This is a genomic window from Niallia laureatilytica, assembly GCF_046613985.1.
Classification (GTDB): Bacteria; Bacillota; Bacilli; order Bacillales; family Cytobacillaceae; genus Niallia.
In genome coordinates, this window is record NZ_JBKKHP010000012.1 from 102248 (window position 1) to 125607 (window position 23360).

The 23360-nt window shown below is 37.2% G+C and carries 21 protein-coding genes and 1 other annotated feature; of the genes, 6 read left to right on the forward strand and 15 right to left on the reverse strand.

What is annotated here, in order from left to right:
• Positions 1-792: 792 nt before the first annotated feature.
• The 9 genes from ACLIJJ_RS22500 to ACLIJJ_RS22540 all read right to left on the reverse strand — a co-directional run bounded on the left by ACLIJJ_RS22500 (position 793) and on the right by ACLIJJ_RS22540 (position 9128).
• Positions 793-1467, reverse strand: coding sequence for an SOS response-associated peptidase (locus tag ACLIJJ_RS22500; RefSeq protein WP_233316994.1), 675 nt, complete (start codon positions 1465-1467; stop codon positions 793-795).
• Positions 1468-1550: 83 nt separating this feature from the next.
• Positions 1551-2732 (reverse strand): pyridoxal phosphate-dependent aminotransferase, encoded by a 1182-nt coding sequence (locus tag ACLIJJ_RS22505; protein WP_233316993.1) that lies wholly within the window; start codon positions 2730-2732, stop codon positions 1551-1553.
• Between the two features lie 205 nt (positions 2733-2937).
• Complete coding sequence (locus ACLIJJ_RS22510) at positions 2938-3615, reverse strand: zinc metallopeptidase (protein WP_233316992.1); 678 nt, start codon at positions 3613-3615, stop codon at positions 2938-2940.
• A 21-nt stretch (positions 3616-3636) separates the two neighbouring features.
• Positions 3637-4689, reverse strand: a complete 1053-nt coding sequence (locus ACLIJJ_RS22515) for a hemolysin family protein (protein ID WP_233316991.1) — start codon at positions 4687-4689, stop codon at positions 3637-3639.
• A 44-nt stretch (positions 4690-4733) separates the two neighbouring features.
• Entirely contained in the window at positions 4734-6065 is a 1332-nt protein-coding gene (locus ACLIJJ_RS22520) for a hemolysin family protein (protein ID WP_233316990.1), read from the reverse strand.
• 42 nt (positions 6066-6107) lie between these two features.
• Positions 6108-6479, reverse strand: coding sequence for a MerR family transcriptional regulator (locus ACLIJJ_RS22525; protein ID WP_237943384.1), 372 nt, complete (start codon positions 6477-6479; stop codon positions 6108-6110).
• A 224-nt stretch (positions 6480-6703) separates the two neighbouring features.
• A complete protein-coding gene (locus ACLIJJ_RS22530) occupies positions 6704-7156 on the reverse strand; it encodes a helix-turn-helix domain-containing protein (RefSeq protein WP_233316988.1) in 453 nt (150 codons plus the stop codon).
• 179 nt (positions 7157-7335) lie between these two features.
• A complete protein-coding gene (locus ACLIJJ_RS22535) occupies positions 7336-8754 on the reverse strand; it encodes a right-handed parallel beta-helix repeat-containing protein (RefSeq protein ID WP_237943381.1) in 1419 nt (472 codons plus the stop codon).
• Positions 8755-8846: 92 nt separating this feature from the next.
• The gene (locus tag ACLIJJ_RS22540) at positions 8847-9128 is read right to left on the reverse strand and encodes a hypothetical protein (RefSeq protein ID WP_237943379.1); all 282 of its coding nucleotides are present in this window, start codon (positions 9126-9128) and stop codon (positions 8847-8849) included.
• Between the two features lie 255 nt (positions 9129-9383).
• Between ACLIJJ_RS22540 and ACLIJJ_RS22545 the strand changes: the two genes are divergently transcribed.
• Positions 9384-9875: a hypothetical protein gene (locus ACLIJJ_RS22545; RefSeq protein ID WP_411411740.1), complete on the forward strand. Its 492-nt coding sequence runs from the start codon at positions 9384-9386 to the stop codon at positions 9873-9875.
• Between the two features lie 438 nt (positions 9876-10313).
• Positions 10314-11735: an NAD-dependent malic enzyme gene (locus ACLIJJ_RS22550; RefSeq protein ID WP_233316984.1), complete on the forward strand. Its 1422-nt coding sequence runs from the start codon at positions 10314-10316 to the stop codon at positions 11733-11735.
• Positions 11736-11785: 50 nt separating this feature from the next.
• Here the strand turns inward: ACLIJJ_RS22550 and ACLIJJ_RS22555 are convergent, their stop codons facing one another.
• The 4 genes from ACLIJJ_RS22555 to ACLIJJ_RS22570 all read right to left on the reverse strand — a co-directional run bounded on the left by ACLIJJ_RS22555 (position 11786) and on the right by ACLIJJ_RS22570 (position 15394).
• Entirely contained in the window at positions 11786-12733 is a 948-nt protein-coding gene (locus ACLIJJ_RS22555; RefSeq protein WP_233316983.1) for a cation diffusion facilitator family transporter, read from the reverse strand.
• Positions 12734-12890: 157 nt separating this feature from the next.
• The gene (locus ACLIJJ_RS22560; RefSeq protein ID WP_411411741.1) at positions 12891-13292 is read right to left on the reverse strand and encodes a YhfM domain-containing protein; all 402 of its coding nucleotides are present in this window, start codon (positions 13290-13292) and stop codon (positions 12891-12893) included.
• A gap of 105 nt (positions 13293-13397) precedes the next feature.
• Positions 13398-14651, reverse strand: coding sequence for a tyrosine--tRNA ligase (gene tyrS, locus ACLIJJ_RS22565; RefSeq protein WP_411411742.1), 1254 nt, complete (start codon positions 14649-14651; stop codon positions 13398-13400).
• Between the two features lie 40 nt (positions 14652-14691).
• Positions 14692-14904 (reverse strand) — a binding site (T-box leader).
• Between the two features lie 4 nt (positions 14905-14908).
• Positions 14909-15394: a MarR family transcriptional regulator gene (locus tag ACLIJJ_RS22570; protein WP_267913446.1), complete on the reverse strand. Its 486-nt coding sequence runs from the start codon at positions 15392-15394 to the stop codon at positions 14909-14911.
• A gap of 214 nt (positions 15395-15608) precedes the next feature.
• Between ACLIJJ_RS22570 and ACLIJJ_RS22575 the strand changes: the two genes are divergently transcribed.
• On the forward strand, positions 15609-16379 hold the full coding sequence (locus ACLIJJ_RS22575) for an SDR family NAD(P)-dependent oxidoreductase (protein ID WP_233316981.1): 771 nt from the start codon (positions 15609-15611) through the stop codon (positions 16377-16379).
• 56 nt (positions 16380-16435) lie between these two features.
• Here the strand turns inward: ACLIJJ_RS22575 and ACLIJJ_RS22580 are convergent, their stop codons facing one another.
• The gene (locus ACLIJJ_RS22580; RefSeq protein WP_411411743.1) at positions 16436-17401 is read right to left on the reverse strand and encodes an NAD(P)H-dependent flavin oxidoreductase; all 966 of its coding nucleotides are present in this window, start codon (positions 17399-17401) and stop codon (positions 16436-16438) included.
• 202 nt (positions 17402-17603) lie between these two features.
• Between ACLIJJ_RS22580 and ACLIJJ_RS22585 the strand changes: the two genes are divergently transcribed.
• A complete protein-coding gene (locus ACLIJJ_RS22585) occupies positions 17604-17924 on the forward strand; it encodes a HesB/IscA family protein (protein WP_233316979.1) in 321 nt (106 codons plus the stop codon).
• Positions 17925-17974: 50 nt separating this feature from the next.
• Here ACLIJJ_RS22585 and ACLIJJ_RS22590 read toward each other — a convergent pair whose 3' ends face one another.
• Complete coding sequence (locus ACLIJJ_RS22590; RefSeq protein ID WP_411411744.1) at positions 17975-18739, reverse strand: MerR family transcriptional regulator; 765 nt, start codon at positions 18737-18739, stop codon at positions 17975-17977.
• Positions 18740-19055: 316 nt separating this feature from the next.
• Between ACLIJJ_RS22590 and ACLIJJ_RS22595 the strand changes: the two genes are divergently transcribed.
• Together ACLIJJ_RS22595 and ACLIJJ_RS22600 are read left to right on the forward strand one after the other, a co-directional pair.
• Positions 19056-20471 (forward strand): hypothetical protein, encoded by a 1416-nt coding sequence (locus ACLIJJ_RS22595; RefSeq protein WP_233316977.1) that lies wholly within the window; start codon positions 19056-19058, stop codon positions 20469-20471.
• 1233 nt (positions 20472-21704) lie between these two features.
• A complete protein-coding gene (locus ACLIJJ_RS22600; protein WP_233316976.1) occupies positions 21705-23144 on the forward strand; it encodes a hypothetical protein in 1440 nt (479 codons plus the stop codon).
• Positions 23145-23360: the final 216 nt, after the last annotated feature.

The following is a 23360-nucleotide window of genomic DNA, read 5'->3' on the forward strand; positions in this document are numbered from 1 at the left end:
TTCTATATTCAATGTATACATTCGTATACAAAATGTCAATATTCTCTAACTCGTTTGAAGAACAAAAAAACAGTATCCTATTTAGGACACTGTAAAAAGGAGGAGTACCATATAAAAAAGAATTAGCATTCACCAAAGCTGTAAGGGGAAAAACTCATAAAATTAAAATAAGTGTGCAATCGATTAATTGTATACTGTGCTATGTCATCAAGATGGTCTTAGTACAACAGCAGACATAAACAACCTAACTTTTTCATTGAAAAGTATGTTAATGACTTACCGTACCTTTTTTTGCTACTGCCGTAAAATAATCTAAACCTAATCCTAGAAATTAAGGAGATGCTAGAACCTTTATTACCGCTCTGTTTATTTGCCTGTAAAGCCCCTCTAATCATGGACATGCTCGGAAGCCGAAAAGCCTACTATAGGAATGGTTGAGTATAGACTATTCGGCTCATTCCCTGTTTGTAATGCTGTAAATATGAAGGTGATTGTAATAAGTATGGAAACTACCTAATTTGATAAGCAGCATGCACTCTGATGATTTAACGAAAGTGCACTTTCAAACAGGAAATAACATATACAAATAAATCTGTGGATCCTCTATCCTTCCACGCTTTTTTTAATTCATCAATGTGCATTCCATTTCCCCTGACAAATTCACCTTAACAATTCCTCATAAATATTTATATACTTACTCGCATTTGTTGCGATTATTGTCAAATTTTATGGGACTTTCACTTTGAATGCCTGTAGTATTTTTTCATTAATTTTATTCATGTCATTAATTTGTCACTGACTATTAAACGGGATGGCCAATTCTTCCCCTTCATTTTTTGGTGAATTGACAAGGGTTGAAACCTCATATTTATCCATTGCTTCTGCACTATATGGTACAAGTAGCTGCTTTAATTCGTTTATGTTACTGTTCTTCGGGTTCATCCAATAATCATAATCTTCCTGCTTCAAAATAACCGGCATTCTATCATGAATATCTTCTGTACTAGCATTTGCTTCTGTTGTTATAATGGTACAAGTAGCAAGAGGCTTCGTTCCATCTGCTTTTTTCCAAACCTCAAATAAGCCAGCCATCGCAAATGGCCGCCTATCTTTCATGACAAACCGAAAAGGCTGCTTTTCACTCTTTGTCTTTTTCCATTCATAGTAACCGTCGCAAATGATTAAACATCTTCTTTTTTGAAAGGCATGTTTGAATGAAGGCTTTTCTTCCAGGCTTTCCATACGGGCATTGATTAGTTTATAGCCTATTTTTTCTTCCTTCGCCCAAAAAGGGACTAGTCCCCATCTTAAGTAGCTCCCTATCCGTCTTCCATTGTTATATCCTATTGCAAGGACATCCTGCCCTGGAGCAATATTATATCTGGGCGTAAGCTCAGCAGAAAACTCAAAATCAAATTCTGCTTGTAATTGGGACAGCTCACTTACTAATGAATATCGACCGCACATCAGGCTCCACCTCTTTTGCTTTTTTTATAGTTTAGCCTAAATAACAGAATAGAGACATGAAATCTCCATGCCCCCACGCCTTACTAATTTGTCTTTCTTTCTTCTGTAAACAGATCTTGAACAAACCTGTCAATCCGGTCAAATCCTTTATGAATATTTTCAACAGATGACGCATATGACAGCCTAACATAACCTTCTCCCATACTGCCAAAGCAATCGCCAGGTGACACAACTACGCGCTGTTCGTTAAGCAGCCTTATAGCAAACTCATCGGAAGTTAAGCCTGTTTCTTTTATGTTCATAAAGACGTAGAAAGCCCCTTTAGGCATTACACAGGATATCTTATCTATTTTGTTAATACGCCCCACCATGATGCTTCTGCGCTCCTTATATTGCTCATTCATATAAGCATAAGCTTCAGTCGGACCTGTCAACGCTTCGATTGCTGCAAATTGAGCTGGTGTATTTACACATGACAGCATAAATTCCTGGATTTTCTGCATTTGAGCAATTATTGGCTTCGGTGCGAGACAATAGCCGACGCGCCAGCCTGTCATAGCATAGGATTTAGAAACAGAGTCAATGATGATGGTTCTTTCTCTCATGCCCGAGATTCTCGCTATATTAAAAAAAGGCTCGTCATACGTCAAATATTTGTATACCTCATCAAAAATAACATATAAATCATGTTCAATCGCCACCCGAGCAATCATTTCCATTGTTTCCTTGCCTGCGACAGCACCTGTCGGATTAGACGGGGAGTTCAGAATTATTGCTTTTGTCTTAGCTGATATCGCTTCTCTCAGACGCTCTTCTGTAAAGTTAAAACCTTCTTCCTCATAAACAGGCACTGTAACAGGCACAGCATTATTCATCTCAATCATGCCAAAATAGTTCGTATAGCATGGGTCGCTTACAATCACCTCATCACCTGGATTGGTTAAAATAAACAAAGATAAAGACAATCCTTGCATACCGCCAACAGTAATAAAAATTTCATTAGCAGGATCATAGCTGACTTTATCGAAATTCTCAAAGTGTTTGCTAACTGCTTCACGCAAAGGAAGTAACCCAGAGTTAGGAGTATAGTGGGTTTCGCCATTATCCATTGCTGATTTAGCAGCATCTATTATGTTTTTCGGGGTATCGAACTCTGGCTCTCCAATAACAAAACTGACCACATCCTCTAGCCCTTGTGACAGCTCATACATTTGTCTTACTTTTGCTGCTTTAATTCCTTGAACCTTGGTTGATAACTCCTTCATACTTTTTTTCCTTTCCGAATAGAAGCATTCTATGTATATTCTTTATTTTCCAAATATTCAATTTATTAAATTCTACCATATTCATAATTAATAATTAATATTTATTTTTGAAACGAAGAAATACATACCTTTTTTAAGTCATGAGTTTGGCCGCTTAATAGGGCATAAAAAAGAGGCACCTATTAGATAGGTGCCTCCTGATTAATCAGTCTTCATCTCGCTGCATTCCAGTATAGATTAAAATCAAACGAATCAGCTCCAGAACAGCAACTGCTGCAGCTGCAACATATGTCAATGCTGCTGCGTTTAGCACTTTCTTCGTTTCTCTTTCTTCGTCATTGCGAATAATACCAAGGGAAACGACCTCATCCATCGCTCTGTTAGAGGCATTAAACTCTACAGGCAATGTCACAAACTGAAATAATACCGCTGCTGCCATGAATACAATTCCAAGAAGTAATAAATTGCTCATGCCTGCGATCATTCCGATTAGAATCAAGATCCAGGAAAAGTTACTGCCGATATTCGCTACAGGGACAAGAGCGTGACGGAATCTTAAAAACGCGTAGCTTTGCTGGTCTTGAATCGCATGGCCGACCTCATGGGCTGCAATCGCCGCTGCTGCCACTGAATGGCCGTGATAGTTGTCAGAAGATAAGCGGACAACCTTAGAGCGCGGATCATAATGGTCAGATAATACTCCCCTTGTTTCCTCAATAGAAACGTCATACAAGCCGTTGGAATCAAGAATTCTTCTGGCTACCTCTCTCCCGGACATTTGGGATGACGCTGTTACATTAGAATACTTTTTATAAGCGCTTCTTACTCTGAATTGTGCCCATATAGGGACAATTAGGATAATCAAAAAATATATGATAAACATACTGCTTCTCCCTTCCTAAAATTATTTAGCTGGAACGGCTGCTTCGATTAAGTCATCGCCGATTTCTCCGACGATTTCTTCTAATATGTCTTCCATCGAAACAATACCTGCTGTTTTGCCGTTCTTATCTTTTACAATCGCTAAATGTGTACTGCTTTGCTGCATTTTTAATAATGCATCTTTAATTGGTGCTGTCTCTTTAAAGCTAGGCAGTGAATGGACAACAGAATCCATTGTCAGTTTCCTGCCTGCCACAACACTTGTAAGCATTTCTTTTGTGTTAATAAATCCGATATATTCCCCTTTATCTGTAACCGGATATCTCGTATATTCATACTGATCTAAAACAGTTATTATTTGATCAAAAGGCATGCCTTTTTCAACTGAAATAATTCTCTCTTTCGGTATCATAATATCCTTCAAAATCCGCTCATCAAAGGCAAAGATATTTTCCAGGTATTCAAGCTCTGTTCTATTAATTTCTCCGCTCTCATAGCTTTGTGTAACAATGAGCTTCAATTCTTCCTCTGAATGGACCGTCTCATGCCCAGCTGGTTTAACCCCAAACATACGCAGGAGAATGCGGGAAGATCCGTTCAATGCGGAGATAATTGGCTTTGTCACTTTACCAAACCAGTAAAGAGGCGGTGCAAGCATAAGTGTCATTTTTTCAGCATATTGAATTGCCAATGTTTTAGGTGCAAGCTCTCCTAATACTACATGGAGAAATGTAACAATTGACAGGGCAATAGCATAAGACAGGACAGTGGCTAATGCTTCTGGAACATTAAACCTTTCAAATAAAGGATGAAGCATCTTCTCCACTGTAGGCTCTCCTAATGCACCAAGTACTAGGGCAGTAATCGTAATACCCAGCTGACAGGCTGACAAGTAAAAGTCAAGATTCTGTGCAACTTTTTTCGCGATATGAGCCTTTTTATTACCCTCTGCAATCAATTGATCGATTCGTGACATCCTTACCTTTAATATCGCAAACTCCGCACCAACAAAAAATGCAGTCAATCCGATAAATACGGCCACAAGAAACAAATTCAAAACTATTAATCCGTCCAATTCATGCGCTCCTATTTTTAAAAGTTTTCATGCTTAGTAACTGATCAGTTGAGGACCATTTCGACATCATCAGTTGATTCCGTTTTAGCAAGTGTAACCTGTTTTATTTGATAATTGTCCATCTCAGTGACAGTCCAAACATACTTTCCATATTCAACTTGGTCGTCTAATTGAACATTATCAACTAATTGGTATTGCATCCAGCCACCGATTGTGTCAATTGTTTCTTTTTCTTCAAAGCGGATGCCGAATTGATCTTCCAAATCTTCCAGCAACACACGGCCGTTGACTAAATAACGGTGTTCTCCAATGCTTTGAATATCTTCCACTTCATCAGCATCAAATTCATCTCTTATTTCGCCGACTAATTCCTCAAGGATATCTTCCATTGTCAGTATTCCAGATGTTCCTCCATACTCATCAATAACCAATACCATATGAATTCTTTCCTTTTGCATTTTATACAAAATGTCCTGTATGCGAGTAACTTCCAGCACAACTGGCAGTTCACGGATAAATTCATTTAGCTGACGGTTTCTTCCTGTAGCCATATTGGCTAACATTTTTTTTATGTTTACCATACCGACTATATTGTCTTTGTCTCCGTCTAATGTTATTGGATAACGAGTATAGTTAAATTCATCAAGAACTTTTATGATTTCTTCCCGGTCCATATTTTGGTCCAATGTAATTAAGGATGTTCTCGGCACCATGATATCTTTAGCAACACGTTCATCAAACGAGAAGACATTCTCCATATATTCAAGCTCTGTCTCGTTCAATTCACCGCCCTGATAGCTTTGCGCCATAACAATCTTCAGCTCTTCCTCTGAGTAGGCATGCTCGTGTCCGGCTGGTTTTACTCCGAATACGCGCAGTATTCTGCCAGATGCTCCATTTAGTGCCCAAATAAACGGGTACATTACTTTACCAAACCAATACAATGGACCTGACAGCATTAATGTCAGCTTTTCTGGAAATTCAATAGCTAATGTTTTCGGTGCCATTTCACCAACAACGACATGGAGGAAGGTTACAAGAATAAATGCGATTGCATAAGAAGCAATCGAGGATACCGACCCTGGCACATTCAACAAATCAAAAATAGGATAAAGAATTCGCTCTACAGCCGGCTTTCCAAGGGCACCAAGACCTAGTGCCGTAACGGTAATACCAAGCTGGCAGGCGGAAAGATAATAATCGAGATTGCTCGCCACTTTTTTAGCCATTACTGCTTTTTTGTTCCCCTCTGCAATCAGTTGATCAATTCGTGACAGACGGATTTTAACGACCGCGAACTCTGAGCCGACAAAGAATGCCGTAAGCACGATCAATATTGCAAGTATGAACAGATTTGTAAGAGTAATTATGTCCAATCAATTCCCTCAAGGTTGAGGGATTCACCTCCGTATGAATAGTTATAACAATGTTAACAGCGTCATAATTGCTGTCATTTTTGGTTCAATTCTTTTATAAACCTTCATTCTTTCTTCTGGAGGCACATTTTTTAGTTTTTCTTCCAAAAGGGAAAGTTTCCTTTGCAAGCAGTTTATTTCATCTTGAACATCGCATATAATCGGTTCGATGTCTCCAGAAACATCTGACTTCAAGGCTTCCTTTATTTCCTCCATCGACATCCTTTGCTGCTTCAATAGCTTAATTCTTTCCAATGTTTCAAGAACGTTCTCTGGATATAAGCGGTAATTAGAAGAAGACCGTTGTACCTCCAGTAAACCAATTTGAGAATAATAATCTATTGTCCGTGTTGACAATCCACTTAATTCAGCCACTTTTCCGATACGCAGCAACGCCTTCCCAAATTACTCACCCTTTCCGTTCATTATTTATATATAATATATCATACCAACCAGAAACTGTACAGTATAACGTTATGGTTTAAGTTTTCCCCAACAGCTTCTATACTAAACTTTTCTGACATATGCTTTAAGATTAATTAAATTAAGCCTGCAGGCATTATAGACTGCCTGCAGGCTTTAGCTGTATTTTGTATTGCTTACTCTACATATTTATTCTTCAGCTGATCTGCCCCAATTCCGCCGACAAGCATCAAAACTAATGGTAAAAACGATACGATTCCTGTTGGTATTCCTTCTAAACTTATAGCTGTCCCACCGAAATGATTTAACAGTAAGATAATTAATTTTGCAACCAGCAACAGGACACCAATGGAAAATATACTTTCAAAAAAAACCTTCCATTTCGGGTGGGCAAGCTGCTTGCTGTCTTTAATAACTTTATCCTTCAATTCTTTATCGCTCCTTAACAATTCATCAATTGTAACGCCAAATAAATCACTAAGATGAATGATCATTTCAATACTGGGATAATTCTTGCCTGTTTCCCACTTTGAAACAGACTGACGACTTACATGAATTCTTTCTGCTAAATCATGTTGAGACCATCCCTTTTTCTCCCTTTCCTTTTTTAGTCGCTCACTAAAAATCATCTTATTGTTCGCCTGCCTTTACATTTTTTATATTAATGCGATAAGTCATAAAGTAAAGATACTTCTATGCGCACCAAGGCGCAACTAATGGTTGCTCCTTGATATTTATGGTGAAAATTCTCCTATACAGCGAAAAAAGGTTAATGCATAGTAGTTCTACACATTAACCTTAACATCATCTATTCTATTATATTCTTAACTGGCGAGTCAGACGTTAATGTAAAATCACCATTTTCTGGATCCGCAAAACCAAGATCAAGTATGCTTGAATTACTGTCACTATCTGCTGCTGTTTCGAAGGAAGCGAGGCTAGTATATTCCTCATCCTTCCAAACCCAGATTGTCTCCTTATCCTCTTCTAGATGATATACATTGCTTGAAAGGGTATTGCTGCTGTTCGCGGTAAAATAATTAATGATAAATAGTCCATTTTCACTTGAAGAGAAAACATTCTTCTCGATTTTATTACTGCTCGTATCATGCTGCAGCATCAGCTGACCGCCATCCAAACCTTTTGTATCATTTTTATACAAAATATTTTTGGCTATCGTAGAGTTTTTTGTACCTCCTCTTTCTGTATCATAACCGCCGATAGAGATGCCTGTATAATTATTTTCATATACAGTATTACTTGTAATATCAATATGGACGGCATATTTTTTATGATGCTCAGAGGTTGCTTCGATTCCAAGGTCATTATGATGCACAATGTTATGATCAACAGTAATGTTACGGCCGCCATCAATATAAATTCCGCCAGCACTGTAATCTTCCCCATATGCAGGGTTGCCGTAGGAACTATTATTATAAACAATATTGCTTTCAACAGCTCCGTTTCTAACGTAATCATTTTCCTCGCTAGTGCCTTCATAACCAATCATATCAATACCGATGTTGTCATTATCTCTTACAGTGTTATGAGATATTTGAAATCCATCAATATTTCCATTAAGAACTAGTGCTTCACTTGCACCAAGCTTCAAATTTTCCACGAGATTATCTTTTATTGTTATGTCCTTCATTGCCTCTGTTGCATAAACAGCAATTCCATGGCCATTGCCCTCATCATGGAATGTCTCAATATTTCGGACAGTGTTATTCTCAATCGAAATATGACTGCTGTTGCCAGTAACGTATATACCTATAACCGTTTCATCTGCCAGCTCTGTGGAGAGATTAGTAAACGTCAGGCCTTTTATTGTAATATAGCTTTTATCATTAATGGAAGCGAGGGCTGTGTCCTCCTCTGCATCATCCATTTTTTCTCCGCTTATAATAACTTCTTCGCCGTCATAGGCCTGAAAAACAATCGGCTCTGTTTTTGTTCCGCTGTGGTTCACCTGTAAAGACTCGTAATAAGTCCCTCCGCGGATATATACAGTTGTGCCGGGAATTGCTGCTTCACTTGCCTTTTCCAATGTTTGAAAAGGTTCTTCTATGCTACCGTCATTCGCGTCATCCCCATCTTCTGCTATAAAAAATGACTGTTTAGTTGCTGCTATCTTGATCTCTTGTTCTTCTGCATCATCTCTTTGAAGGTAAACAAAAAGACATACAGCAATGCCGATAATTGCAAGTATTACTAATAACTTTTTCATGATAACGCCCTTTTCTTTTATATATACTTTCCCTCTTATATTGAGGGAAATGCAGCTGCTTGGCAAGGGAAGTCATATAGGTCCATCCTTGCTCAAGATACTGGTAAACCATTTGTTAATTTCGGCAAATATAACAGCAGAAGAACGGATCTTGCTAAACTAAAAAGGATAAAGGCAAGCCACAACCCGTGTTTTCCCCAAGCATGTGCTGCAGGTAACAGAATCACGAAAAAGAGCAAAACCGCGCCTATCATCGAATTTTTTACATAATCAACTTCAGTAGCTCCCGTAAAAACTCTAACAGCCCAGTCCAACTGGTCCGTACTTGCTAGAAGAATTATTCCTAAAACGAATGCTGTTATGTATTTGAACATGCTGCTAAAAGCAGTACTAAAATGACCGCCATGAGCATAAAAATATTTTTATTTAACACAATCCATTTCACGTTAATAATCACTTACTCTTGCTTTTTAAATAAATAAGAACCATTTCGTTTTATGTTCTCTATCATATTTTAATTATGCTTAGTTGTAAATAGTAATTATTACGGTTTGGAAAAAATATGAACTCTATGCTTTGTTAACAAGCAACAGAAAGTCTTTTTTTTTTATTAATTGGAGGGAATAAAAATGGTTAAATTTTATTTTTTTCAAGGCATTGTCACCAATATATCTGATTTTCCAACCAGCCAAAATAATGAGGGGAACGGTTGTCATAAAATTTTTACCGTTGAAGATCATACAGGGTCCATCGTTCACTTCGTCATCGCCCCATCCACTTATTTTATTGACCATTTAATCGTGCAGCCTGGTGATCGGGTAACTGGATTTTATGATGGTAATGCTCCTGTCCCCCTTATTTATCCCCCCCGTTATGAGGCCATTGCTATAGCAAAGGAATTACCATATCAAAATGTGAAAGCAGACTATTTTAACAGCCAATTAATCAGCAGTGACGGAACCTTGAAATTAAATATTGCTTCAAGCACCCAACTACGCTTAAAAAATGATCAGCCTTTTACAGGGACGCTTATGAACCGAAACCTCATTGTCCTTTATGGAGCTTCCACTAAAAGCATTCCAGCCTTAACAACTCCTTACAAAATCATTGTTTGGTGCTAATCTATTGATTTCATAGCAACCAGCCTGTTTAGTTAAGTTGAACAGGCTGGTTTTTACTTTTAAGGAAAAGGAATCAGGATATTGCGCCAAAAAGCAACATATACCTAAATGCAGCATTTAAATCCTTCCTTTTTTAGGATATCAATTGCTTTTTATAAGCGCTTACATTATTATTTTAATGAAAAGAAAGCAGTTAATCTCGTCCCTTCTTTGCCTTCCCACTGACATTTTATAACACTTCCTAAGAAGGCCTTGTTTCATAGAATGGACAATGAATAGGAAGGGAGATGATTATATAACTTAAGGCCTTTTACTGAGGTTTCCTGCCTCATCTAAGGTTTGGATATACAGTATCCAACATTTTGATCATAACAACCATGTTTATTACCATTTATTTATGATGTAGATACTTAATAATTGTTAATGGGAGTGGATGAAATGTCTATACCGAGCGGGGCAAGCATGAACATTATTATTCGGATACAGTTAGAGACTAGCATCATTTCTTTAGGAGAAATTGTTAATGTAATCGGAGATGCTGATGGAGATATTATCGGTCTTGACGTCATCTCTTCCAGTAAAACAAATACAGTTCGCGATATTACAGTGCGAGTACATAATAATGATCACGGGCAAAAGGTAGTCAGTAAGATTTCCGAATTGGCTGGAGTTCATATTGTCAACGTCTCTGACAGCACCTTCCTTTTGCATTTAGGTGGCAAAATTGAAATGAAAACGAAAGTGCGGATTAAAAACCGTGATGATTTGTCAAGGGTTTATACACCTGGTGTAGCTGCCGTCAGTGAAGCAATACATGCTGACCCCAGCAAGGTTTATTCTCTCACCATGAAAAGCAATACGGTCGCTATCGTGACAGACGGTACAGCCGTCCTTGGTCTCGGTGATATAGGACCAGAAGCGGCAATGCCGGTAATGGAAGGTAAAGCAATGTTATTCAAGCAGCTGGCAAATGTCGATGCATTTCCGATTTGCTTGGATACGAAAGACACAGAAGAAATTATCCAGATTGTCAAAGCTCTTTCCCCTACATTTGGAGGGATAAATCTTGAAGACATCGCTTCTCCTCGCTGCTTTGAAATAGAGCAACGCTTAAAGAAAGAGCTTAATATTCCTGTCTTCCACGATGATCAGCATGGCACAGCTGTAGCTATCTATGCAGGTTTACTTAATGCCTTGAAAATTGTGCAAAAAAATGTAAAGGATATTAAAGTTGTCATCAATGGCATCGGTGCAGCAGGAATAGCTTGTACAAAAATTCTTCTAGCTGCAGGTGTGCAAAATATCATTGGTGTTGATCGCAATGGTGCGATTTACCGCGGTGAAGGCTATACAAACTCCCATTGGCAAGCATATGCGGAAATGACTAATCCTGACAACCTTCAAGGCAGCCTGTCAGATGTTATCGGAGGTGCAGATGTTTTTATCGGAGTTTCTGCACCTAGGGCTTTAAAAGCCGAAGATGTCCAAAAAATGGCCAATGATGCCATCGTTTTCGCAATGGCCAACCCAATCCCTGAAATTGATCCTGATATAGCAGCTCCTTATGTAAGAGTGATGGCGACAGGCCGCTCGGATTATCCAAACCAAATTAATAATGTATTATGCTTCCCTGGTATTTTCCGCGGAGCATTGGATTGCCGGGCAAGTGAAATAAATGAAGCGATGAAATTAGCAGCTGCTGAAGCAATTGCTTCAACGGTTTCAGATGAAGAATTAAATGAATCTTACATTATTCCTTCTGTTTTTAATAATACTGTTGTCGATAAAATACGTGACGCTGTCGTTAAGGCTGCTGTCGATACAGGCGTTGCAAGAAAAATCCCTAAGATTAGTAAATAGTTACAAGTAAAACTCACCAAATGGTGAGTTTTACTGCTTTTTAGCATAACTCAATGATGGTGATGAACATGAAGCGGCTTATTTTTAGCCTGACAAAGGATAGCATTATCATGACGGTGAGACGCAGTTTCTAATTGGATTGTCACATGAGAAATCCCCTTATGTTCCAGTTCATGTTCAATATTGCGTAAAATCGCTTCACTTTCCGCTACCGTAAGCTGACTGTCTACAACAGCATGACAGGACAACGCATGCATTTCACTGGTAATCGACCATATATGCAAGTCATGAATGCCTTGAATACCTTCTGTTTTTTCTATATCTTTAATAAGTTCCTCAACATTTACCGACTTTGGTGTCCCCTCCATTAATACATGAAGGGCATCCTTCAACACAAAGTAACCGCTTCTTAGAATCAAGACTGCTACGATGACACTTGCAAGGGGATCAGCCCAGCCCCATCCAAACACCATCATTAAAATGGCTGCTATTATCGCCCCGACACTGCCCAGCATGTCACTTATCACATGCAGGAAAGCTCCTCTCATATTTAAGTTATGTTCGGTATCTCCGCCGCGAAACATGATCCAAGCTACGACCAGATTGACCAGCAATCCAATAATGCTGATAAGGAGCATTCCAGTTGTTGCAACTTCCGGTGGATTAGCAAAACGAATGATAGCCTCGTATATAATATAAAGGGAAATAAGCATCAAGGTAGCACCATTTATCATGGCCGCAATTATTTCAAACCGCCTAAACCCATATGTGTTGCTGTAGCTTGCTGTTTTCTCTCCTAATTGAAAAGCAAGAAGCGCAATTACTAATGAAACTGAATCACTTAACATATGTCCAGCATCTGATAACAAGGCAAGACTGTTTGTAAGAAAGCCGCCGACTGCTTCAATAATCATATAACTCGTAATAATGATAAAAGATATTAACAACACTTTTTTATTCGAATTGTGAGCGTGTCCATGACTATGGTTATGTCCCATTTTTCATTCCCCCTTAAGCTACATTATGCCGCTAAATTGTTTTTACATAAGCATTTTATTTTAATATTGTTTATATGAACATATATTCATATATAGAATACATTTATATATACCGTAAGTCAAAGGTATTTTCTATGTTTTCCCCCTTTAGTCTCATTTAAAACATTATTAGCTGGGACAATAAGTTTGTCCATTTTTCTGAGACAATATAAATCGTATGGGAGTCTCCTTCCTTCATTAATGTGCTTTGTTGCCCTTTTTCACCAACCCAAACATAAACATTTGCAGTTTGATCATTTGCTTTTATATTAATGCGGTATTCTGCTGATGTTAAATTAACAATGCCGTCCTTTTTAATGGCGTGAGAAAAGATAGGTTGAAAGTCTTGCAAGGAATCTTGGTCCTTGATAAGAAGTAAGTTTTTGCTATCAGCAAGCTCCGAAACTGTAATGGTTAAGTCACTATTATCCCATTGAATAGCTAATCCATCCGTTTCTTTTTGACACCCTGTTAGTGAGACAATTACGAATACTAATAACAAAAACCATATCTTTCTCATAATAAGCCCTCCATTTCTTTCTATTACATCAGACTTACAGAAACCATTAATTGTTACATATGGAAAAATATTAAAAGGCGCGATTTGAAATCGCACCTTTTTCTGTTACTCACCAGTAATTATTTTCATAAATTTGCGTTTGCCGACTTGAACGATTAAACCAGCGCTAACGGTTACTTCAAGTTTTGTATCTTCTGCCTTAATATTGTTCAGCTTGACTCCTCTATTTTCAATCATTCTTCGTGCTTCGCTTTTAGAGCTTAATAATTGAAGTTTCACGAGCAGGTCAATCAGTGGAACTTTAGATTCTCCATCCCATGTAATAGTTGGGATAACTTCCGGCATAGCGCCCTGCTGGAAGACGGATATGAAGTGCTGCTCTGCTTTTTCAGCTGTGTTAGCACCATGGTACATCCTGACAATTGTTTTAGCTAGGAGCATTTTCGCATCTCTCGGGTGAAGGCTGCCTGACTCTAACTGACCTTTTATTTCTTTCATTTCTTCGGGTTTGAAATCTGTTATCAATTCAAAGTATTTACTCATTAATCCATCTGGGATGGACATCGCTTTACCGTACATTTCCGTCGGGCTTTCGTCAATGCCAATGTAGTTTTTCTTTGATTTGGACATCTTTTCAACACCATCGAGCCCCTCTAATAATGGCATCAGTAACGCCACTTGCTTTTCCTTCCCAAACTTCTCTTGAAAATGCCTTCCCATTAAAATATTGAAATGCTGATCTGTTCCGCCCAGCTCAATATCACATTCCAACATAACAGAATCATAGCCTTGCATTAACGGGTAGAAGAACTCATGCAAGGAGATAGGTTTATTAAATGCCATTCTTTCTTCGAAATCATCTCTTTCCAGCAATCTTGCCACCGTAATTTTTCCTGCTAATTGTATTACATCTTCAAAGTCCAGCTTAGAAAGCCATGCTGAGTTGTAATGCAATTCAACCTTATCCATATCAATAACCTTAGCAAATTGCTCAAAGTATGTTTTGGCATTATGCTTGACCTCTTCATCAGTCAGTTGTTTTCTAGCAATCGACTTCCCTGTAGGATCACCGATCTTACCAGTAAAGTCACCAATAATTAGCTGGATTGTATGACCATTTTCCTGAAATTGTCTCATTTTATTAAGGACGACTGTATGTCCTAAATGTACATCAGGAGCAGATGGGTCCAATCCTAATTTTATTTTCAGCGGTCTATTTTCCATGATTGACCTTGCTATCTTACTTTCCAGCTCTTCTGTTGGGATTATCTCTTGCACCCCTTGGCTGTATATTGCCATTTGCCGCTTCACTTCATTTCGTTGTCCTTCTGTCAGTTGCTCTATCAACTTTTTCATCATGATTCCTCCTAAATGAAAATATAAAAAAACCACATCCCAAAAAAGGGACGTGGTTTCTTGCACGCGGTACCACCCTTATTGAAGAACTTCTTCGTCCTTCCACTTAAACGATTAACGGATCGCCCGTTCTTTGCTTTCACAAAGACAGCTCCAGGAATGTAATTCGTGTTATCTATGTGTCGATTCGCACCAGCCACCGACTCTCTTTAAACAGGGAGATAACTACTACTAGGTTTCCTTTCATTGCTTTTTCCATATTAAAAATTATTTTTACGGATTACGTTACGAAGTAAACTTGACATGTTTTTTTGCTCTTCTACTGACATATGTGCAACAATGTCTACTTCACCAACATGAAAGCGTGGATAAAGCTCCTCCATTACTTGCTTTCCCTTGTCTGTGATTGCCACATAAGTAATTCTTCTATCTCTGATGTCATTTTTCCTATAACAATACTCTTTTTTTTCCAATGTTTTTGTAATATTGCTGATTGTGGCTTTCGAAACGCCGTTTGATTCAGCTAGTTTCTTTGTCTCAATGGACTCCCATACCCATAAATCATAAAGCATGGAAAACGCTGTCCAAGAAAGACCATATTCAGACAGAACTTGCTGCTCCATCTTATTTTTTAATCCTTGTGCAACTCGGTAAATATTAGTAACAACAGCAATTGCATCAAGATTTAAAGACTCAATCGGAATTTTAGTGATTCGATTGATGGTGTCCACTTCTTCAGGAAGCAATTCCCCTTTATCATCAAATGAGTATATACCGAACCACCTCTTCTCTTATAAATTTTCAAAATCATTAGCTTTGAAACGATATTATCAAATATATAAATTGAATGCAATATATTTTTATGTTTCAGGCAAAATTAATGATTAGTAACCCGAAAAGCTTTATAATGAAATATAGGTTATTAAAAATAACCTTTTTTAAATACAGGAGGGAATTGGGATGAATTTTTCTGAAAAAGTAGTTTTAATAACAGGGGCTGCTGGCGGAATCGGTATTGCTGCAGCTAAGAAGTTTGCCGCTGAAGGAGCAAAACTTGCATTAGTTGACCTAAAAAAAGAAAGCCTTGCAAATGTAGCTGCAGAGATTAGTAGCGAAGATATCCTGCTTTTAGAAGGTAATGTTGCGATTGAAGAAGATGTGAAAAACTTTGTTGAAGCGACGAAAGATCATTTCGGACGAATTGATGTTTTCATTAATAATGCTGGTATCAATGGCAAGTTTGCTAACTTGGTGGATCAAACAGCAGAGAACTTCGATGCTGTTATTAATGTTAATTTAAAAGGTGTATTTTATGGCCTTAAATATGTGCTAAAAGTGATGAATGAACAAAAAAGCGGAGCTATCGTAAATACAGCTTCAAACGGCGGGCTTCTTGGAGCTCCAGGTATGGGTCTGTACGTTGCGTCTAAACACGGGGTAATTGGCTTAACAAAAACAGCAGCGCTTGAGGGTGCTCCATATAATGTGCGCGTAAATGCAGTAGCTCCTTCTGGAGTTGATACCCAAATGATGCGCTCTATTGAAACTAATGCAATGCCTGGCAATGAGGGGAATGCTAAAGAGCAATTTGAAGCTTCTGTTCCAATGAACCGCTATGCAACAGCAGAAGAAATTGCTAACTTAATGGCATTCCTGGCTTCTGAAGAAGCATCCTTTATTTCCGGTACTTATTACCGAATAGATGGTGGACAAGGTGCTACTTCAGCTTAATTAAAGTAACGAAGGGATGCCACACCGGCATCTCCTTATTTTTTGCTACGATTCCTTTACTGCTTAAATAAACTTTGCAAACGTTCTGTTCCTGCTGTTGCGTCTTCCACCATTGTATGGATCAATTCCTTGACTGTCGGCACATGATGAATCAAGCCGATTACTTGGCCAGCCCAGGCAAATCCATTTACTGGATCGCTCTCATATATAAACTTCAAATTAGCTTTCCCGCTGATAGTATCCTTTAACTCTTCATAAGCAGCCCCTTGCTTTTCCCTTTCTATGATATTCTGTGTATAGTCAGATTTCAGCACCCTTCCAGGAGTCCCAAAGGTTCGTTTTATAACAACGGTATCCATTTCCGTTCCTGCCACAAGGGCATCCTTATAAGATTTCACTGCATCAACACATTCTGCAGTCGCAATAAAACGCGTACCCATCTCAATTCCTTGTGCTCCCAATGCTAAAGCAGCTAAGAATCCTCGGCCGTCTCCTATTCCTCCGCTTGCGATGACAGGAATAGACACAGATTCAGCAACCCGCGGTATGAGAACCATTGTGCCAATATCATCCTTGCCTATATGCCCTCCACCTTCCTGACCAACTGCTATGACAGCAGAGGCACCAAGCTGCTCTGCTTTCTTTGCTTGTCTGACAGTCGATATTAGTACTAGCGACTGAATATTTTCCCCTTTAATGCGGTCTAAAATAGGCTGTGGATTGCCTCCGGTGATAGAAATAATCTCTACTTTTTCCTTAATTGCTGTCTCAAGAAGCTCCATATATGCTCCATTATAGGATCCAATTGCAAAATTGACTCCAAAGGGTTTATCCGTCATGCTTCGTACCTTTTGAATTTCCTCCTGCAATCTCTCTGGCGTAAATAAAGTCATGGCCGTTATTTGACCAAGACCGCCAGCATTTGATACTGCTGCAGCAAGCTCTGCATTTCCTAAGTATGCCAAACCGCCTTGAATAATCGGATATTTAATATTTAATAAATCAGTGACTGTTGTTTTCATATTGTATTCCTTTCCATCATAAATTACATTGAGTTAAGCATATCATAGTTTTACCGGTCACCTATATCTCCATGTTTTAGTATCTTTGTATGGGGAAGATTAAAAAGAGCAGCTAAAGGCAGAATATTTTATTAAGCAATCCTTTCATATTATAATTAACACTGTATACAATTACTTGTTTCTCTATGAAGGAGCGATTTCTATGAAGGTTACCATTACAGATAATGCTGCAGCAAAATTGCGCGCGTATGACCAGCCAGAAGGTGCAGCATTTAAATTAACAAGCATTTTTAGCGGAGGTTGCAGCTACACATACAATTATGATCTTGCGATTGATCATGAGAAAGACGAAGATACAAAATTTGAGGATAATGGCGTTGTTCTTTATTTAGATAAGATGACGATAAGTCATATCAATGAGGATTTAAAGGTTGATTATGTAGAAGGTCAAGGTTTTCGCTTAGTAGGTGCCAGCCAAATTTATACTTTTAGATTAGATGTAAAGAATAAAGTGCAAGCCTAAAAAACAGTGGGATTAAAACCCCACTGTTTTTCGCTAAGGAGAATTCCTCTTTAACTGTTACCACCTGCCATACTATATATTATCGCTTCGTGCAGCCACTTCTCTTCTGCTTCGGTAAAAGGGGAAGGCGCCATCTCCTCCAACTCATCAATATTGATGCTTTCAAGGTCAACTTCAGCTAGCTTTTCTATGACATCCTCCCCAATAAAAGCAAAAGATGATTGTAAATAAGCGGCAACCATTTGTTGCACTTGAGGATCATCTACAGGTCTTCCATAAAGTTCCTTTAAATCTTTTGCCATTTGGATAAAGCTTTTATCTAAGTCTGCTGTTTCTTTCTCTGATTTTTGAAACAGGCTTTCGCCTATTTCAGCTAACTGGTTCTTTTCCATCCATTTTTTTTGGCGGTTCTCTATTTGGATTGCTTGAATTAGAGTAAATAATAAGCTGCTGTCAACCTCATCCTCTTGTTTAAGCAGAGCAACAATCCTTTTTATTGCTTTAATAGACAATTCAAGTTTTTCTTTTTCTTCTTCCAATGCTTGAAGATGTAACTGCAAAGTTTCATTCAAGCTCACCGTAAAGCTGGATTCATCTAATAAACTTGCTGCTTTCTCAAGACTGTACCCTAAAAATTTTAAGCTTATTATTTTTTGTAGGGTTATAATATCCTGTATTTTATAGATACGATGACCAGATATCGCATGCTTTTCTGGCTTTAATAAGCCTATTTCATCATAATAATGCAAGGTGCGCACAGATATGCCAGTTTTAGCTGAAAATTCCCCAATCGTAAATTGTTCTTCCCCTGTCATTTACATACCTCCCATAAAAAGTATATTTTTATTATAATTCCTAACGTTACTGGAGGTTCAAGAGAAAAAATAAATTAAATATTGTCTTAAAATATCTACTCTTGAGTGAGACAGGAGTTAGTGTGTATAATAAAGTGGGCTAGACTATGTCTGGCCTGCTTTTTTTGCAGGGCAGCTGCCTCCATACAATTATTTGCTCTTCTTTTTTACATAATCATCACATATGAGAATCGGACTTTCTCTTTAAATTAAATTGAGGTGAGCAAACAAAGCAGTTTATAATATAGATATGGGAGCAACAAAGGAGTTGGTATTATTGGCCTTACCAAAAAACTATCTAGTAGACGCAACACTTGAACGGTTGGGAACATCCTTTTTGGATTTATATAACAGCAAAATCGGCGATGATGTTAGAGAATTTTTGGCAGTCATCTTCTTCGAGGAACTGATTGAGCCTGAAACCGGCAGACAAAGGAACTTAAAAGAACTACGTTCTCATTATTATCGAGATAAGTTCAAAAGGACGAAGAAAAACTGGTATTCTGCTCTTATTAAAAGCATTAATAAAAAAAGCAAGAACCCTAAGGAATTGATGGCTGAAGTTAAATTCATCCATGAAGGTATTGAAAAAGGATTTATTGACTTAGTGAATAACTATCATGTCACCGATATAAAAGACTTGATTGCAGACCGCTTAAGTGAAGTTGATAAATGGGTCAATGATGATACAAAGCTCTTATCAGATTACAAATATATTAAAGACAAAACGAAAAACCAAATAAAAAACACGTTAAAAATTGATTCTATTATTACTGTAACAAGCCTTGTTATTGAAGAGTTCGGCGGTGACTTTAACCGAATTGTCAAAGAGGTTAACGACTTGTTCAGTGAGCTTCCTTTACCAGGAAAAACAAGCAGAACAAAATTTATGGACTTTCATGAAGATCCAGCAGTCGAAAATAGTGTAACAGCCGAAATATATGAAGATGGCAATCTGTCCATCCGAACACTGCTCGGCAAAACTTTAACAGAAGAAAAAAATTCAATTGCATTAACCCCGATGGATTATGAAATATTCAATTTTATTCTTTCCAAACGAGACTATGAATTTGTGGAAAAACAAAAAATATATGTCGATATCGGAGACATTGTAAAAAATATGTACTCCTCTAGGGGTGTCAAAGAATATAAACGTATTAGAGAAAGACTGGAAAAGCTAAAGCATCTAAGCTTCGATATTAAAGCAGATGATGGAAAAAAATACATCTTTGACCTCTTTGATCATATTACTTATTTAGATGAAGCGGAAACGAAAGCAGAGATAAAGATAAATGAATTTATGCATCAGCGCTATATAGATAATCAAGTGACGAAAATCTATAGTGATAAAATCCAAAATTTCCAGCTGGAAATCTCAGAGAATATTGTCTTCATATTACAGAAAGAGCGATTTGCAAAGAGCTCCCTTTCTGATGACTCGATCGACGGGAAAAAATCAGTTGCTTATCCCCTCGCGTTTTTTACTAGACGGCTTAGATTACCGACGAGAAAAAAAGACGCTTTAGCTAAAGTTGAAAACTCTCTGCATGAGCTTGTGGACAACCAAGTGACGATAAGAAGCTTTCGCCGTGTTAACGATGTATTTCACATTGAATTCCTGCCTATCACCGAACATGAAGCAGAGGATTTAATTGACGCTAAACATCAGAAAGTTTTATTCCTTGAAACATAATGAACACCCCAATTAGTGAATAATTGGGGTGTTTTTGCTTTATAATAGTACCATTTATCATGAAAAAGCATTTTTAATTTGGAGCAGATACAAAATAGCCCCAATTTTTTTCACCATTTTATCGTGCTTTTTTTCTTAAAGCTAATATCCCTAATTTTTTTCACCATTTCTTCGTGCTTTTTTGGGCAAAGAGCTTTCTCAAACAAAACAGCAATTTTTTTTCACCATTTTGTCGTGCTTTTTTTTCAAAAAGCTTCTATTAATTAAATCCATTAAATTTTTTCACCATTTTATCGTGCTTTTTATATAACTTATATTTTTTTCACCATTTCTTCGTGCTTTTTATATACATTCTCTCGTTAAGGATGGCAATAAGCTCGGTTTCTACTTTAGATTGCTTAATACTGCATCCTTTAAACACCCTTTTTATTGGCAATTCACAAATGCTAACTGAAGTAATATAATGAAACCTTAATTTTTTTTCACCATTTTGTCGTGCTTTTTATATAAATCGATATTTTTGCACCAAATCTTCGTGCTTTTCGTAGTTTTTACATAGAAATAGGAAAAAGCAGAGTTTTTTTTCACCGTTTTATCGTGCTTTTTTCTTTACTGGAATGTTTAAATACGAAAGTACTTATTGGTTCTTCTTTTTCTATATCAATCTCATCTTTTTTTCACTAATTCTTCGTGCTTTTAAGTTTTTTTCATCATTTCATCGTGCTTTTTTCTAAGTCTTGTTTAATGGATAAAATTTTCACCTATTTTTCGTGCATAATAGTGGACTTCTTAAGATTTTTTTCGACAAATTTCGACAAACGCTATAGTAGTCTACAACTTTTTTTCACAAATTTCTCGTGCTAATTTACTTTATTGCTCTTTATTGGAGAGAATGCGCAATCTTTTCACCATTTTTTCGTGCAAAAATTTTTTTACACAGAAAAAACCTCCCCTAAACCTTGCTATTATACGTTTCTCAATAAATTTTCACCATTTCTTCGTGCTTCAATATTTGTTGTAATATAGCCTTCTACACGTTTTTTCACCATTTTTTCGTGCCATTTACACCCCTTTTTTTCGGTGTATATAATAAAACATAGATAAATATAGATATTAGTTTATAGACTTTTTTTATGGCTAACAGCGCAAACCAAAAATCGAAAGGCCTTAGGCTATTTTCGGTATTTTAATGATTTATTTTTTTCTATCGTTTCAGAAAGGAGGTTAGAACCAGTGATATACGAGGAAACGTATCAATATTTATTACATAATGTTTCATCAAAGGAATTTGACGTCTGTCTATATTCCCTTCTTCATACGGATTGGGACGGAATAATCCAGGCACCAGCTTCTGTTATTGCAGCTAAAGCCGGTACAAAAAAGAAATACTTAAAGCAGATTATTAAAAAATTCACTTCCTTTAAACGGGGCAATATTTATATTCCTGTGGAAACATCAGAAGGAGTGAAATATAAATTTAAGCGCGGCCTTTCAAGGAATCTAGGATTTAACAGCAAAACTGATCGTTATTGTAAAAAATATTCCTTCTTTTATGAAGAGTCCTTCCAGAATCTATCAATCAATTCTAAAAGATTGCTTTTGATGGCAGCTTTTCGCATGTCTGTGCAAAAAGCTGAATCCGTGATGTTCGATTATCATGATATTGTGCCTTCTAAGTATACATATGGTCATCCTTACTTTACAAAGGGCCGTCTTTACGAAGCGATTAGTGAAATCAACAACTCTAAAATTGCCGATACAGTTAAAGTTCAATTAGTGGGTAATATTTACACACGAAAGCTTGCTGTATCGTTTGAATTTGTACAAGGAACTTTAAATGAATTTGCCAGCAATTACACAGAAAGAACGCTTTTGCGCAAAAAAATGTTCCAAGCAGGCTATCATGGCTACCTTAATGACAGTTTTTGCATGGAAATCGAAAGTGTAGGCAAATATTTATATAACTCTCTATTTAGCAATGAAAAAATAATCGCTAAACAGAGGGTTATTACTGATGCTAAAGATGAGATACTTTCATTAGCTCGATTTATCTACGATACAGCAATTGAGCAGCTGGCAACAGCACTTCCTTCGAATACTCATTTTTTGACTGATCCAAAACAGGCTTCAGCTTATTTCAGCACGATTATATACAATGTGCTTATTAATGAGATGGGTAAATACGGTCATCAGGCAGAGAGCATTAAATCCCTTCTAGACAATCATTATTTACATAAAACAATTGTAGAAAAAGAAACCGGCAGAGATATTATGCATGTTGGGATTGAAGATCAAATTAAACCAATTAAACAGCGCTTTGAAAAGGCAAATCATATCTTTGATGTTCTAAAAAGTTGGTCTGAGAACTGGGTTATTGCCCGTACAAAATCAATTATAGAGGATTCACAAGTACTGATATCTTCAAAAGATGAAGATAAAAAGCAGGAAATAAAGCAAAAACGAGGCTGGAGTGATGCAGAAGCGGCGAAGAATCATATCCAAACATTAAAGGAGCAGTCTTACGAGCAAATTAACAAGCTAATAAACCAATGTATAACATATGGAAACAAAGCTATTGAAAAGGATGAACGCATTAAATCCATAACAACTGCTAAAGATTCTTTAGCTTCCTTTTTTGCGATACATACCGAAAAAATTTTAAAACCACTATAACGACACAGGCAAACACTGGCTATTAGGCGAGTGGATCTTGTGCTGTCCACAAAAATACTAATTTATCAGCATCCTTTTTATTCCAACATTTATTCCCCTTCATTAAACTTTTCAACTACTAAAAAAACCATATATTGTAAAAACTCTATTTTTTTTGCCCTTTTTTAAGGCTGTGAATTGTAATTTAATATTTGTTATTAGTTTTTTATTTATTGT